The sequence below is a fragment of the Candidatus Pelagibacter ubique HTCC1062 genome (assembly GCF_000012345.1).
GTDB classification, from domain to species: Bacteria; Pseudomonadota; Alphaproteobacteria; order Pelagibacterales; family Pelagibacteraceae; genus Pelagibacter; species Pelagibacter ubiqueversans.
The window spans coordinates 128353-144243 of record NC_007205.1; the positions used below are offsets into that span (position 1 = coordinate 128353).

Here is a 15891-nt window from a genome sequence, read left to right on the forward strand (position 1 = left end):
TTAATGATTAAAAAAATATTTTTTCAGTCGATATTTTTAAGCTTCCTGTTTTTTATGGAAGCTTTTGCAGCTGAAAGCGGTGGAATGCCTCAATTAAATCCAGAGTTTTGGGTTTCTCAAATTTTTTGGTTAATTATTACTTTTGGGATTTTATATGTTGTTTTATCTAAACTTATACTTCCAAAAATAAGTGCCAATCTAGAAAATAGAAAATCTCAAATTTTAGAAAATATTGAGGCTGCGGAAAAGCAAAGAGAAGAAAGTGAACAAAAAATTGAAGAATACGAAAAGATAGTACAATCTAGCAAGAATGAAGCAAAAAACTATTTTAAACAAGCTAGAGAAAAAGTACTGAAAGATATTGGTGTAAAGAGGGAAATACTGGAAAAAGAGCTTGATGAAGAAGTTAATAAAGCTGAGATTGAGATAAAAACTTTTAGAGATAATGCACCAGAAAAAATCAAAAAAATTGCTGTAGAGACCTCTTCGGACTTACTGCAGGAACTAATAGGGGCTGAAGTTAACAGTAGTAGTATTTCTGCAATAGTAGAAGATCTTTCAAGAAAAAAAATGGATGAATATTATGGTAATTGATGCAACTTTTTGGGTAGCTATATCCTTTTTAATATTTATTGGAGCTTTAGTTTATTTAAAAATACCTCAAAAGATTAATGAACTTTTAAATAAGCTTATCCTTGATATTAAAAATGAAATAGATGAAAGTGAAAAACTAAGACAAGAGGCAAAGGTTTTATTAGATAATGCTCAAAATAAACTTGATACCGCACAAACTGTGAGCAATGATATTTTACAACAAGCCAAAAAAGATAGCGATCATCTTATAATCGAAATGAATGATAAATTTCATAAATCTTCAGAAATTAAAAAAAGCTTAGCAGAAAATAAAATTTCACAAATGAAAGAAGCTGCACTTAAAGAAATAAAAGATGTTTCAATTAAAATTGCTGTTGATTCTGTTAAAAAAATTATTAACACATCTGTTGATAAATCAAAACTTGATGGTCTTTTTGAAAAAAACCTTGAAGAAACAAAAATAGCTTTAAAAAAAATAAGCTCATAATTACCTTACAATTTTTTAAAAAAACTATAAATTAACCCAATGAAATCTATTGTCATTGGTTCTGGATTTGGTGGTATAGCTGCAGCATTAAGATTAAGAGCTAAAAATCATAAAGTAACTCTAATTGAAAAACATCCTGATTTAGGGGGAAGAGCCAGGGTATTTAAAAAAAATGGTTTTACTTTTGATGCTGGTCCAACAGTTATTACTGCACCCTATCTAATTGAAGAGCTTTTCACTTTATTTAATAAGAAGTCTCAGGATTATATAAAACTCACTCCCTTAAAAACTTGGTATAGATTTATTTATGAGGATGGAGGTGTATTTGATTATTCTGGAAATGAAGATCAAATGAAAAAACAAATTGAAAAAATAAATAAAGAAGATGTTAAAGGCTATGAACAACTTGTAAAATTTACAAAAAAAATATTTGATAAAGGCTTCACAGAACTGGCTGATGTGCCATTTGATAAACCCCTTGTGATGATGAAGCAATTACCTTCTTTACTAAAGCTTAAAAGCTATAAATCAGTTTATTCATTAGTTTCATCATATATAAAAAATGAAAAATTAAGACGTATGCTAAGTATGCATCCTCTTTTAGTTGGTGGAAACCCTTTTACAACAACTTCTATATATGGATTAATTCTATATCTAGAAAAAAAATGGGGTATTCATTACTCAATGGGTGGAACTGGTAACATAATTAATGGCTTAGAAAAATTAATGATTGAACAAGAAATTGAAGTGATCAAAGGACATGAGGTTACTAAGATAATTTCTGATAATGGGAAAATTAGTGGAGTAAAATTGGATAATCAGAAAGAAATGCTTTCGAATAATGTGATATGTAATGCTGATCCTCCTGCCGTATATGAAAAACTTCTAAGTCTAAATAAAACAAGCCCTCTATTTAAATGGAAACAAAATCGAATGCAGTATTCTATGGGTCTATTTGTTTACTATTTTGGAACAAAAAAAACATACCCAGATGTTGAACATCACACAATCAAATTTGGTGATAAATATAAAGAACACCTGAGTGATATTTTTGATAATAAAAAATTAAATGATGACATAAGCTATTACCTTCATAGACCATCAGCTACAGATAAATCAATGGCGCCTGAAGGAAATGATTGCTTTTATGTTCTTGTACCCGTCCCAAACAATCAATCCAAAATTGATTGGAAAATTGAAGGTGAAAAAATGAAGAATTTAGTAATAGATAAAATGGAAAAAGCATTACTACCAAATCTTAGAGAAAATATTATTGAAGATTTTTACTTAACGCCAGATTATTTTGAAAATGAATTGAATACCAAATTTGGATCAGGTTTTTCGATCCAGCCAAAATTTACTCAATCTGCATATTTTAGATTTCATAATAAATCAGAAATTTATGATGGATTATACTTTGTTGGAGCAGGAACGCACCCAGGTGCAGGAGTTCCAGGTGTGCTCTCTTCAGCAAAAGTTTTAGATAAAATATTATAATGTCAAAAAATAATTATTTATCTATTTATGCCAAATCTTTTAACTGGGCAGGTTTTTTTTTACCAAAAAATATTTATGAAAAATGCTCATCTCTTTATGATTTTTGCCGAACAATAGATGATATTGCTGATGATAAGAATGAACTAAATATTAAAAAGAAAAATTTATTAATTTTTAAGAATAATTTTATAAATAAAAATTTTGATAATTTGATAATAAAAAATATGTGGATCCTTATGGAAGAAAATAAAATTTCAATCAAGATTGTTGAAGATTTATTTGATGGTATTGAGTCTGATTTAAATGAAGTAGTTAAATTTAACAAAAAAAAAGAATTGTTAATATACTCTTATAGAGTTGCTGGTACTGTAGGCTTAATGATGGCAAAAATTTTAGGGGTACAAAATAAAAACTCCATGAAATCAGCAATAGATCTTGGTATTGCAATGCAATTAACAAATATTTCAAGAGATGTAATTGAGGATATGAATAATAATAGATTTTATATTAATCATGACTTCGAGACTATAAAGAATACATTAAGTATGGCTGATTTGTTCTACGAAAGCTCCTTTGCCTCTATAAAAGAAATTCCTTTTAGGTTTAGGTTTGCAATACTTGTTGCTAGAAGAATTTATAGAAAAATTGGTGCTAAAATTTTACAAAAAGAAAATATATACAATTACAATAGAAGCGGAAAAATCTATGTAGCTAATTTAGGTAAGTTGTACCAAACATTTCTATCTATATTAGACTTGATAAAACTCATATTTATAAATGAAAAAAACCACCTTAGAAATAAAGAGCATCTTTTAATCAATGAAGAAATAGATTTAAATGAAAGAATTTGATTATATCATAATTGGAGGTGGATGTGCAGGATTGTCACTTGCGTATGAGCTAGACCTTCATAACAAACTAAAAGATGCAACTTTAGCAATCATAGAGCCACGATTAGAATACAAAAGAGATAAGACTTGGTCTTATTGGAAGACCATAGATCATAACTTTCAAGATTGTGTTCAGAAAAGTTGGAATAATTTTTCAATAAATATACCTGGAAAAACAAAATTTTTAGAGTGCAACGGATTACCTTATGAAGCTATAGATAGTGGTTTATTTTATGAAAAAATAAATACACGATTAAAAAAAAATAAAAATATTAGCTTTTACAAAAATACTAATGAAATAGACCTAAATAGTGCTTTTATCTTTAATAGCGTTCCCCTACTGGATTCTAAAGAGGATAAGCTCTGGCAACATTTTAAAGGTATTGAGATTGAAACTAAAAAAAATGTATTTGATGATGAAATTTTTAATTTGATGGATTTTGATTGTGATCAACGTGATAGTGTTCATTTTTTTTACACATTGCCTTATACAAAAAATAAAGCTTTAATTGAAACTACATGGTTATCTAAGATAAAAAATGATTCTTTAAAAGATTATGATGAACAATTAAAAAATTATATAAGAAATCATCTTAATATTAGAGATTATAAGGTTACCTATAGCGAAGTAGGTGCAATCCCATTATTTCATCCCACAATTTCTAATGAAAGAAATAAAATGAACATTGGTACTGCTGGGGGAATGACTCGATTGAGTACTGGTTATACCTTTTTAAATATACAAGAGCACAGCAAATACATAAGAAAAAATATTCACACTATCAAAGAGAGTAAAAGATATGAAATTAATAAAAAATATAAATTTTTGGACAAAATATTTTTAAAAGTTCTTAATTACCATCCTGAAAAAATGGCAAATATATTTTTTGATATGTTTAACAATTCGCCTGAGACAATTATTAAATTTTTGTCTAATAAAAGTACTTTATTACAAGATTTATTTATAATACTTAAAATGCCTAAATGGCTTTTTATCAAAATATTTTTTAAAAATGATAAATAATCAAATTAAAAAAATTAATTTCTTTCATTCTATTATTTTTTTATTTTTTTCTACTTCACTTGCTCTTATTTTTGATCAATTTAAAAGTCTGTCTATATCTCCAATTATTTGTCTATTACTAATCCTATCAATTGGAATCTCACATGGTGCATTGGATAATCAAAAAGGTAAAAGGCTGATAAAATTATATAATATTAATAATATTTATTATTTTTACTTAATTTATTTAATAATTGCTGCTACTATAATTATTATTTGGCTGCTTGCGCCAACTTTATCACTGATTATTTTTTTAGTTGTTGCTGCCTATCATTTTGGTAAAGAAGATACAGAATTTCTAATAACTAAAAAATCTAACATAGATATAATTCTTTATTTTCTGAAAGGAATATTAATTATTATTGCACCCTTAATGTTTCATTTTGTTGAAACAATCAATATTTTTAAATTATTATTAATACAAAATGAAAGTTTTTATTTATTTTTAAATTTTATAGAAAATAATTATATAATTTCTTTTATTTTTTTAATCTCCTTACTCACAAATATTTATTTTTTTTTAAAAGATTTTAAACTAGTTAACTTATTAATATTTTTTGACTTCACTTCAATTTTAATTTTAAATTACTTCTTTACACCTTTGGTCGCCTTCACATTATATTTTTGCTTTTTGCATTCTTTTAGGCACTCTCTCTCATTAATTACTGAATTAGATAAATATAATTTTAAAAATGGGCTATTAATTTTTATCAAAAAAGCTGCGCCCTTGACGATTTTGACTGCTATTTTCTATTTGTTAAGCTTATATTATCTTTCAAATCACTACCTAGTAAACGAGGCAATATATAAAGTTATATTTATTGGTTTGGCGTCCTTAACCTTTCCACATATATTGCTTGAATACTTTCTAGAAAAAAATGAAAAATAAAGAAATTAAAATATTATTATCAGCACCACGTGGCTTTTGCGCTGGTGTTGAGCGAGCTATAGAAATTGTCAAAAAAAGTATTACAAAATATGGAGCTCCAGTTTATGTGCGTCATGAAATAGTCCATAACAAACATGTTGTGGATAGTCTTAAGGCAATTGGTGCAATATTTGTAGAAGAACTTGATGAGATTAAAGATAAAAGTAGGCCAGTAATATTTTCCGCTCATGGTGTTCCAAAGTCAGTACCACAACAAGCAAATGGCTATAAAATGGAATATATAGATGCTACTTGTCCACTTGTATCCAAAGTACATAGAGAAGCAGAAAATCTTTATAAAGCTGGATACCATATTGTCCTTATAGGACATATTAATCATCCCGAAGTTATAGGAACTATGGGGCAATTGCCTGAAGGCTCAATTGATTTAATTCAGGATGAGCATGATGTTGAGACTTATGAACTAGATGATAATAAAAAAATTGCTTATGTTACCCAGACAACACTCTCAGTTGATGACACAAAAAATATAATTAAAGCTTTAAAAAAAAAGTTTCCTAAAATTAAAGAACCATTTAAAGAGGATATTTGTTACGCAACTACTAATCGTCAATCTGCTGTAAAAAATATAGCTAAAAAATGTGACATGTTTTTTGTTTTAGGAAGCAGAAATTCTTCAAATTCTGTGCGCCTAGTTGAGGTAGCTGAACAATCAGGGTGTCCTCATTCTGAATTGATACACTCCGATAGTGAAATTCCATTTGAAAAATTAGAAAATTGTAAAGTTATTGGTATTTCCTCTGGAGCTTCTGCACCAGAAATTTTAGTTGAAAACTTTATTAACGAAATTAAAAGTAAATTTAAAGTAAAAATTGAAACAGTTGAGATCATAAAAGAAAACATTGTATTTAAAGTTCCAGGAAAATTGAATTAAATGGCTGTATACACGAAGTTAATTAAAAAAGATATTTCATCATTAATTAACAATTATCAAATTAATAAAATAGAAAAATTCCAAGGTATAAAAAAAGGAATTGAAAATACAAATTATTTATTAAAAACAAAACAGAATAAATTTATTTTAACAATTTTTGAAAAGCGGGTTAAAAAAAAGGATCTACCTTTTTTTATGAATTTAATGGAGAAGTTAAATCATAAAAAAATTATTTGTCCTAAACCTTTAAGAACTAAAAAAGGAACACATATAACCAATATTAAAACAAAATCAGCCTGTATTGTAACTTTTTTAGAAGGCAAAGATAAAACAATCCTTAACAATAAAAACTGTTTTGATGTGGGAAAAAATATTGCAAAATTTCATAAAGTTACTACAAAATTAAAATTATATAGGCAAAATTCTATGTCAATACATAGACTTAATGGTTTGTTGAAAACTATAAAATTTAAATCTAATCAAATTACACCTAATCTTAAAAACACGCTCAACCTGTGTCTAAAAGATATCAAAAATAAATGGCCCAAAAATCTACCTCAAGGAATTATTCATGGTGATCTTTTTATAGATAATATTTTTTTTAATAAAAATAAATTTTCAGGTTTTATTGATTTTTATTTTTCATCTAATGACTATTTGATATATGAAATTGCAATCTGCATTAATGCTTTATGTTTCGATAAAAAAAAAAATAAGTTTGTAATGAATAGTAGTAAGATTAAAAACTTAATTAATGGATATGAAAGTATAAGAACTTTATCTAAAAAAGAAAAAGATGCACTAAATGTAATGTGTAGAGGCGCTGCGTTACGATATCTTTTAACAAGGATATATGATTATTTTAACACTCCAAAAACTGCTTTGATTAAAATAAAAGACCCTATTGAATATCTACAAAAATTAATTATTCACAATAATCTTGGTCACTATAAAGATTATTATAAGTAATGATTAAAATTTATACAGATGGATCATGTTTAAATAACCCCGGTAATGGTGGTTGGGCTGCAATTATAAACCAAAATGGTGAAGTCAAAGAAATTAGTGGGAGCGTAAAAGACACTACTAATAATAAAATGGAATTGATGGCTCCTATTATGGCTCTAAAACAAATTAAACAAAATGATCAAATTGAAATCTATACCGACTCACAATATGTAAGATTAGGAATTACTGAATGGGTGCATAAATGGATAAAAAATAATTGGCAAACTTCAAAGAAAGAACCTGTTAAGAATAAAGAACTTTGGATACAACTATACGAGCTAACAAATCAATTTGAAATAAAATGGATTTGGGTTAAAGCACATGCAGGTAATGCCCTAAATGAAGAAGTAGATTTACTCGCAAAAAAAGCTGCTGAATTAAACTAATGATAGAAAATTTTGTGCTGCTGAAATTTCACAAGCACCAGCGTCTTCCTCTTCTTGTAATTTAATAACTTTAAGATTATCAATTAACATTGTGTATCTATTAGATCTAATTCCCAATCCTCTGGCACTTTTATCTACATCTGCACCTATTGCTTTTGTAAATTCTAAGAAAGGATCTGCCATCATTATAATTTTATTTTCTACATTTTGGCTTTTCCCCCAAGAGTCCATTACAAACGGATCATTTACAGAAATACAGACGATGTGATCTATGCCTTTTTCTTTATATTTTTCATAGTTATTTACGTATCCAGGCAAGTGTTTAGCTGAACAAACGGATGTATATGCTCCTGGTAAACCAAAAAGAACAATTTTTTTATCCTTATAAAATTCATGCGTATTTTTTTTAGTAGGATTACCATCTTCCATAATAAAAAATTCTGAATTTGGTATGTTATCGTTCTCTTTTAATTTCATTGTAATTTTTCCTTAATATATTTTTGAGTTTCATTTATATTATTTGAAATTATATCATAATTTTCTTTTTCATTCATTATATATTGTAATTCATTTGGAAGACTTGACTTGATACCAATTGATTTGTCAATTGCGTCTGGAAACTTACAGGGGTGTGCTGTTGCTAAAACAATATTGTTACCTTCTATGTTAATTTTTTTTAATGCACCAAAGCCTATTGCACTGTGGGGGTCTAATATAACATTATATCTATTATGAACATCTTTAATAATATTTAAAACTTCAGTTTCACTCATATTTTCTGAAAGAAAATCTTTACTAATTTTTTGTAATTTATCTTTTGGAATAATATATTTTCCCTCTTCTTTAATTTTTTTCATAACATTGCCAGTTTCAACATCATTAAAATCATTTAAATCATAAATTAATCTTTCAAAATTACTTGCAATTTGAATATCCATACTTGGCGAATTTGTTTCAATCACTGTTTCAGCTTCATATTTTCCATTTGTGATTGCTCTATGCAAAATATCATTTTGATTTGTTGCTACTATAAGTTTATTTATTGGTAGACCCATTTTTTTAGAAAGATAACCAGCATAAACATCGCCAAAATTACCAGTTGGAACTGAAAAATTAACAAGCCTGTCATCCCGTATTTGAAAATATGTATAAAAATAATAAACAGCTTGTGCAATAATTCTTGCCCAATTTATTGAATTTACACCAGACATGTTTATTGAATTAGAGAATTCTTTATCTGCAAACATTGCCTTAACTAAATTTTGACAATCATCAAAATTACCATTTATAGCAATATTAAATACATTTTTTTCTTTAACTGTAGACATTATTTTTCTCTGAACCTGTGAAACTTTATTGTGTGGGTGTAGAACAAATATATTTATATTCTCTTTACCCTTAATTGCATCTATAGCAGCAGCACCAGTATCTCCTGATGTTGCAACTATAATATTAATTTGTTTACTATTTTTACTTAGATAATATTCATAAAAATTACCAAGTAACTGCATTGCTATATCCTTAAAAGCAAGTGTTGGACCATGAAATAATTCTAAAATCTTAGCATCACCAATTTTTATCAAATCTACGACGTTATCTTTTCGAAATGAAGAATATGACTTGTCTACAATTAATGACAGCTCTGCTTCTGTCATGAAATCACCAATAAATGGGAAAATTATTTTTTTTGCTAAGTCTTGATAGCTTAAATTACTTAAAGAGTTTAATTCTTCAGTAGTGTATTTTTTTATTTTTTTTGGGATAAATAGACCACCATCATCTGCTAGTCCTTTGATAAATACCTCCTCAAAACTGTACTCTTTTGAGTTATCTCTAGTGCTTATATATTTCATCTAATAATTTTTTTTTCTCAAATATAAATATATTAAAAGAATTGAAATCGCTAACGAAAACCAAGTTAATGCATATTTTTTATGATTATTTGAAATATTTGCTGTAATTGATTTTGGTTTAGGAAATTCATTATTTCCAGAAAGATAAATTACATAAGGAGAAAAATTTTTACCTGTGAATTTAAAAATATCATCTCTATCTAATGTAAACCAGTAATTTTCAGATAGATCGTTTTCAGGCTTAAATATATTGGGTTTGATTTGTTTTCTCAAAACTCCATTAATATAGTTTTCATCTATTACGTTTATAGTTTCATCTTCTTTTTTATTAAATGGTATCCAGCCTCTATTTAATAAATAGTTATTATTGCCAACTTTTAATGGGTTAATAACTTCAAAGCCCGGTTTCCCTTTTTCATTTAAGTTATAAAGATAAATTTGTTTTTCAAAATCAATTGATCCTCTAGTTTTAACTCTAAGATAATTTTTATGTTTACTGTTTGATAAATTGACAGGTATGTCTTTCAGAGATGTCTCTATTTGATTAATTAATTCTAATTTCCAATTAAGTCTAATAATTTGCCAACTCCCTAATGCTAGAAAGACAGAAATGAAGAAAAATACAAAAATAGAAAATAAAAATTTATATCTCAAGAGCTAAAAATTAACTTCCCCAAATATAAATGGCAGCAAATAAAAATAGCCACACAACATCTACAAAGTGCCAATACCAAGCAGCTGCTTCAAATCCAAAGTGATGCTTTTCAGTAAAGTGACCTTTTCTTGCTCTCATTAAACATACCGCTAAAAATATAGTACCAATGATAACGTGAAAACCATGAAAGCCTGTTGCCATATAAAATACTGAGCCATATATATTTCCTGCAAAATCAAAAGTTGCATGCTGATATTCATAAACTTGCAGTAGTGAAAAAGAAAAACCAAGTATCACTGTTAGAACTAGTCCTTGAATAAAGCTTTTTCTATCACCTTCTAACAATGCGTGGTGTGACCATGTTACTGTCGTTCCTGATAATAATAAAATTAATGTATTGATTAGTGGGATATCCCATGGATCAAAAGTTACAATATCTTTGGGTGGCCATATTCCTCCTATTGCTAAAGATGGAAATAAACTTGCATCAAAATAAGCCCAAAACCATGCAACAAAGAACATAACTTCTGAAGCAATGAACAATGTCATTCCATATCTGTGGTGAATTTGTACTACTGGTGTGTGATGACCTTGGTGCTCTGCTTCGATAACAACATCTCTAAACCACATGTATGTTCCATATAATAGTAGTGCTAATCCCAAATACATTCCCCAAGAAACTTCGCTATGTAGATAATAAACTGAACCTATTGCTAAAATTAAGCATGAAAATGAAACGTAGATAGGCCATGGACTTGGGTCTACTAAATGATAGTCATGTTTTTTTTCTGCGGACATTTTTATAATTTTGATTGGTTATAGTAATCTGATGAAAAAAAAGTATAGGACATAGTTACATCTTTAATATTTTTAGTATTGGGATCATTTACCATTTCTGGATCCAAATAAAAAGTCATAATATAAGTGGCCTTTTCGCCTGCTTTTAAGGCCTGTTTTTCAAAACAAAAACATCCCAATTTGCTATAATATTTACCAAATGATGATGGGGAAACATTGAAAGATGCAACTCCATAAGTCGTTTCATTGCCATAGTTTTCAACTTCAAATTCGATTCGGTTCACTTGACCAATTTTAACATCCATAACATTTGTTTTTGCTTTAAAATTCCAAGGAAGTTTATTTACATTTGTATCAAAACGAACGCTAACTTTTTGGTTTAAAATTATATCTGGCGCTTCTCTTGATATTTGTGTTGTTCCACCAAACCCAGTTACTCTACAAAATAAATCATACAAGGGTACTGCAGCAAATGAGAGTCCTAACATTAAAAAAAATATTCCAGCTAAAAGAATTGGAGTTAAGGTTTTATTTTTCACTATATTGATCTATCAAAAACACCCGTATTATAAAGTGTAAAAAAAAACAGAAATATCATAAATCCTATTATTGCTACTGCTGTTAAAATATTTTTTCGCTTAGTTTTTTTGTCTGGTATCATCATAATATCTTATCTATCAAAAAAATAACGAATATCAAAAACAAATATAAAATTGAATATCCAAATATTGTTTTTGCTTTCTTGGGGTTAAATTTATTTATTTTAAACTTATAAAGCTCAAAACATAAAATGTTATAATACAATGTAAGCATTAGGGCTGGTACTAGAAATACTAATCCAACAAAATCTATTGCGTAGGGTAAAATAACCATTGGCAACATTAATAATGAATAAACTAAAATATTTATTTTAGTGCTCTCTATCCCATTAGTTAATGGAAGCATTGGAATTTTTGCCTTTTTATAATCATCTGATTTATAAAGACTTAACGCCCAAAAATGCGATGGTGTCCAAAAAAATATAATCAGAAAAAAGGTTATTGGCTCAAGAGATAATGAGTTAGTTGCTATAGTCCATCCAATTACTGGCGGTAATGCTCCTGCAGCACCTCCAATGACAATGTTTTGTGGAGTTTTTCTCTTTAACCAGATTGTATAAACAAAAACATAAAATAAAATTGTAAACAGCAGTAATACTGCTGAAATTGTATTAGCAAAATAATCTAATGCGATTACTGAAAAAAATGAAAGTGATGTTCCAAAAATTAAGGCTTGGTTTTTATTAACCTTTCCCATTGGAATTGGTCTCAAGCAAGTTCTTGTCATTAATGCATCAAGATCAGATTCGTACCACATATTTAGAGCACCAGCGGCTCCTGCACCAATTGATACTAAAAGAATTGCAATCATTGCATCTTTTGTAGAAACTGTAGAAGGCGCCATTAACAAACCCACAGCACACGTGAAGATTACCAAAGACATTACCCTTGGTTTCATTAGCTTGAATAATTCAGAAAAATTAAACACATTCACTTGGTTTAAATTTCTATTTTTTAATTTAGAGTTAATCATCAATATTTAATATAGAAAAAGCTGTAACTTTATTAACTAGATACTTTTTCAGCACCATCTGGATCTTCAAATTTTGGTAATTCCTCAAAAGTATGAAAATTTGGTGGTGATGGTACAGTCCATTCTAGAGTTGTAGCTCCTTCTCCCCAAGGGTTCTGAGCTGCAGCTTTTTTCTTAGAAAAAGAATAAATTAAGTTAGCAAAAAATACTAGTAAGCCAGCAACCGCTATGTATGAGCCGATTGACGAAACATAATTCCATCCAGCAAATGCATCAGGGTAATCAGCATATCTTCTTGGCATTCCAGCTAAACCTAAAAAATGTTGAGGGAAAAATACTAAGTTCACTCCAATAAATGTTAACCAAAAATGTAATTGTCCCATCCATTCTGAATACTCATACCCAGACATTTTACCAAACCAATAATAAAATCCTGCAAAGATTGCAAATACTGCACCTAAAGATAATACATAATGAAAGTGAGCAACTACATAATAAGTATCATGCATTGCAGTATCAACACCTGCATTTGCAAGAACAACACCTGTTACACCACCTACTGTAAATAAAAATATAAAACCTAATGCCCACATCATGGGAGTTTTAAATGAAATTGATCCACCCCACATTGTTGCAATCCATGAAAATATTTTAATCCCTGTTGGGACCGCAATAATCATTGTTGCAGCTAAAAAATATGCTTTAGTGTCTGTACTTAAACCTACCGTATACATGTGGTGAGCCCAAACAACAAACCCAACAACCCCAATTGAAACCATCGCATAAGCCATTCCTAAATATCCAAATACAGGTTTCTTAGAAAATGTTGAAACGATATGACTGATCATTCCAAAGCCAGGTAAAATTAAAATATAAACTTCAGGGTGACCAAAGAACCAAAATAAGTGTTGGTATAAAACTGGATCTCCTCCAGTTTGAGCATCAAAAAATGCTGTTCCAAAATTTCTATCTGTTAAAAGCATTGTGATAGCACCAGCTAAAACAGGTAGTGATAGTAATAATAAAAATGCTGTAACTAAAACAGACCAAGCAAATAAAGGCATTTTATGCAAAGTCATGCCTGGCGTTCTCATATTTAAAATTGTTGTAATAAAGTTAACTGCTCCTAAAATTGAAGAAGCTCCAGCTAAGTGTAAGCTTAAAATAGCAAAATCCATAGCAGGTCCTGGTTGTCCAGCTTTTGACGATAAAGGTGGATATAAAGTCCATCCTCCACCAACACCTTGCTGACCTGGAGGGCCATCTACAAATATTGAAAGTAATAGTAAAATAAATGAAGCTGGTAATAACCAAAATGAAATATTATTCATTCTTGGAAAAGCCATATCAGGTGCACCGATCATAATTGGGACAAACCAATTACCAAATCCACCAATCATTGCGGGCATTACCATAAAGAAAATCATTATTAATCCATGGCCTGTAACCAAAACATTATATAAGTGATAGTTGCCACCTAAAATTCCATCACCAGGATGCATCAATTCAATTCTCATTAATACTGAAAAAGCTGTACCAATAATTCCTGCAACAATTGCAAAAATTAAATACATTGTACCAATGTCTTTGTGGTTAGTTGAGTAAGCCCAACGTTTCCAACCTGTTGGTGTGTGATGATCGTCGTGTGATGCTGTTTTTGTGTACATTTTTATTTACTCGCTAGTTTTTTATATTCATTTTCTGCAATTGGCTCTTTTGCAAATTTCATTTTAGCCTCTGCTAACCATATTGCATATTCTTCATCTGTCACAACTTTTACTGTGATAGGCATAAAAGCATGCTCAATTCCACAAAGTTCAGAACATTGACCATAGTACGTTCCAACTTTTTCAGCTTTAAACCAAGTTTCGTTTATTCTTCCAGGAACTGCGTCTCTCTTAACTCCAAATGATGGTAATGCCCAAGCATGCAATACATCATTAGCTGTTATTAAAACTTTAACCACTTTATTAACTGGAACAATAACTTCATTATCAACAGTTAGTAATCTTGGTTGGTTTTCTTTTAATTCAGCTTCTTTAATCATATACGACTCAAAAATAATATTTTCATCAGGATACTCGTAGCCCCAGTACCACTGGTAACCAACAGCTTTAATTGTTAGGTCAGCTTTTGGAATAGTATCTTGTTTATACAAAATTTTAAAAGATGGAACGGCCATCACTATTAAAATCAAACATGGAATCAGTGTCCACAAAACCTCTACAGCAACATTGTGAGTAGTTTTTGATGGGTTAGGATTTTTTGACGCTCTAAATCTTATACAAACATAAATCATAAGAAATAAAACAAAAACACTAATAGCAATAATTACAGGAAGGAGAATGTTGTTATGAAAACTAACAATCTCAGTCATACTTTGAGAGGCAGAATCTTGAAAGCCTAGCTGCCAGTTTTTAGGCTGATCCGCCCAGGCGCTAGTTATTAACATTGTAGTTATAATTGTTATTAAAAATTTTTTCATTTGTTACACACTATATAAAGTGTCTTTTAAAAAATTACACTTTAGTTTTCGCGACAAAATATCAATTAATTAGGTAATTAACAATTGATAAGGCTGAAATTACAGCAGTTTCTGATCTAAGTATATTTTCGTTTATTTTAATTGGCTGAACCCCTTTAAAGGCAAGAATCTCCCCCCTTTCTTCTTCAGAAAAATCTCCCTCTGGACCAATAATTACACAAGTTGGATTATGAGCTAATTTATTAAAATCTAATTTTTTATTTTCAGAATTTAAATCTGTGAATATTAAGTCCATCTTTTCATGATTTAAAAAACTTTTTAATGATTGGGGATCTTCAATAAGCGGAACATTAATACGATTAGATTGCTCAGCAGCTTCTATGATTACTTTTTCTAATCTTTCTTTATTTATTTTTCTAACAATTGTTCTATCAAATATTATTGGTAAAAATTTTGTAACACCAAGCTCTGTTGCTTTTTGAATCATAAAATTAAAATAATTTGATTTAATGGGTGAAAAAGCTAACCACAAATCTTTTACATTTTCTTTTTGTCTTAATTGTTTTGTAATATTAAATTCAACTATACTTTTTGAAATAGTTAAAATTTTTGCTTCCCACTCTCCACTGTTATTAAATAAAGAAAAAACCTCGCCCACTTTGATTCTCATTACTTTATTCACATAGTGAGATTGAGATTTATCAAGCTTAGCAGTTAAATTAAGTGATAAACTTTCTTTAAAAAATAATCTAATATTACTCATTAATGTTAAGTTAATTT

The 15891-nt window shown here is 28.7% G+C and carries 18 protein-coding genes; 9 read left to right on the forward strand and 9 right to left on the reverse strand.

Going from position 1 to position 15891, the window contains the following annotated elements; genetic code table 11:
• Positions 1-3: 3 nt before the first annotated feature.
• From SAR11_RS00605 to rnhA, 9 genes are read left to right on the forward strand one after another with little or no spacing between them, the layout of a single operon-like run.
• Positions 4-594, forward strand: coding sequence for a F0F1 ATP synthase subunit B (locus SAR11_RS00605; protein ID WP_236608320.1), 591 nt, complete (start codon positions 4-6; stop codon positions 592-594).
• Positions 575-1081: an ATPase gene (locus tag SAR11_RS00610; RefSeq protein ID WP_006997789.1), complete on the forward strand. Its 507-nt coding sequence runs from the start codon at positions 575-577 to the stop codon at positions 1079-1081. The genes SAR11_RS00605 and SAR11_RS00610 overlap by 20 nt, the downstream gene beginning before the upstream one ends.
• 39 nt (positions 1082-1120) lie before the next feature.
• Positions 1121-2578 (forward strand): phytoene desaturase family protein, encoded by a 1458-nt coding sequence (gene crtI / locus SAR11_RS00615; RefSeq protein WP_011281485.1) that lies wholly within the window; start codon positions 1121-1123, stop codon positions 2576-2578.
• Complete coding sequence (locus SAR11_RS00620) at positions 2578-3429, forward strand: phytoene/squalene synthase family protein (protein WP_011281486.1); 852 nt, start codon at positions 2578-2580, stop codon at positions 3427-3429. Before crtI ends, SAR11_RS00620 begins: the two co-directional genes overlap by 1 nt.
• Positions 3416-4492: a lycopene cyclase family protein gene (locus tag SAR11_RS00625; protein ID WP_041185767.1), complete on the forward strand. Its 1077-nt coding sequence runs from the start codon at positions 3416-3418 to the stop codon at positions 4490-4492. Before SAR11_RS00620 ends, SAR11_RS00625 begins: the two co-directional genes overlap by 14 nt.
• Positions 4482-5420, forward strand: a complete 939-nt coding sequence (locus SAR11_RS00630) for a Brp/Blh family beta-carotene 15,15'-dioxygenase (protein ID WP_011281488.1) — start codon at positions 4482-4484, stop codon at positions 5418-5420. Before SAR11_RS00625 ends, SAR11_RS00630 begins: the two co-directional genes overlap by 11 nt.
• Positions 5410-6354, forward strand: a complete 945-nt coding sequence (ispH, locus tag SAR11_RS00635) for a 4-hydroxy-3-methylbut-2-enyl diphosphate reductase (RefSeq protein WP_011281489.1) — start codon at positions 5410-5412, stop codon at positions 6352-6354. Before SAR11_RS00630 ends, ispH begins: the two co-directional genes overlap by 11 nt.
• Positions 6355-7323, forward strand: a complete 969-nt coding sequence (locus SAR11_RS00640) for a homoserine kinase (RefSeq protein ID WP_011281490.1) — start codon at positions 6355-6357, stop codon at positions 7321-7323.
• Positions 7323-7748, forward strand: coding sequence for a ribonuclease HI (gene rnhA / locus SAR11_RS00645; protein WP_011281491.1), 426 nt, complete (start codon positions 7323-7325; stop codon positions 7746-7748). Before SAR11_RS00640 ends, rnhA begins: the two co-directional genes overlap by 1 nt.
• Here rnhA and SAR11_RS00650 read toward each other — a convergent pair.
• The 9 genes from SAR11_RS00650 to SAR11_RS00695 form a co-directional block, all read right to left on the reverse strand.
• Complete coding sequence (locus SAR11_RS00650) at positions 7740-8225, reverse strand: peroxiredoxin (RefSeq protein ID WP_006997781.1); 486 nt, start codon at positions 8223-8225, stop codon at positions 7740-7742. The genes rnhA and SAR11_RS00650 overlap by 9 nt on opposite strands.
• Positions 8222-9601 carry a threonine synthase gene (thrC, locus tag SAR11_RS00655; protein WP_006997780.1) on the reverse strand — a complete coding sequence of 460 codons (1380 nt, stop codon included), beginning with the start codon at positions 9599-9601 and terminating at the stop codon, positions 8222-8224. Before thrC ends, SAR11_RS00650 begins: the two co-directional genes overlap by 4 nt.
• The gene (locus SAR11_RS00660; RefSeq protein ID WP_011281492.1) at positions 9602-10255 is read right to left on the reverse strand and encodes an SURF1 family protein; all 654 of its coding nucleotides are present in this window, start codon (positions 10253-10255) and stop codon (positions 9602-9604) included. It lies immediately after the preceding gene.
• Positions 10256-10265: 10 nt separating this feature from the next.
• Positions 10266-11054, reverse strand: coding sequence for a cytochrome c oxidase subunit 3 (locus SAR11_RS00665; RefSeq protein ID WP_011281493.1), 789 nt, complete (start codon positions 11052-11054; stop codon positions 10266-10268).
• Positions 11055-11056: 2 nt separating this feature from the next.
• The gene (locus SAR11_RS00670; RefSeq protein ID WP_011281494.1) at positions 11057-11593 is read right to left on the reverse strand and encodes a cytochrome c oxidase assembly protein; all 537 of its coding nucleotides are present in this window, start codon (positions 11591-11593) and stop codon (positions 11057-11059) included.
• Positions 11594-11714: 121 nt separating this feature from the next.
• Positions 11715-12626, reverse strand: coding sequence for a heme o synthase (cyoE, locus tag SAR11_RS00680; protein ID WP_011281495.1), 912 nt, complete (start codon positions 12624-12626; stop codon positions 11715-11717).
• A gap of 32 nt (positions 12627-12658) precedes the next feature.
• Positions 12659-14293: a cytochrome c oxidase subunit I gene (gene ctaD / locus SAR11_RS00685; protein ID WP_011281496.1), complete on the reverse strand. Its 1635-nt coding sequence runs from the start codon at positions 14291-14293 to the stop codon at positions 12659-12661.
• A 2-nt stretch (positions 14294-14295) separates the two neighbouring features.
• Positions 14296-15111, reverse strand: a complete 816-nt coding sequence (coxB, locus tag SAR11_RS00690) for a cytochrome c oxidase subunit II (protein ID WP_011281497.1) — start codon at positions 15109-15111, stop codon at positions 14296-14298.
• Between the two features lie 61 nt (positions 15112-15172).
• The gene (locus tag SAR11_RS00695) at positions 15173-15874 is read right to left on the reverse strand and encodes an RsmE family RNA methyltransferase (protein ID WP_011281498.1); all 702 of its coding nucleotides are present in this window, start codon (positions 15872-15874) and stop codon (positions 15173-15175) included.
• Between the last annotated feature and the right edge of the window lie 17 nt (positions 15875-15891).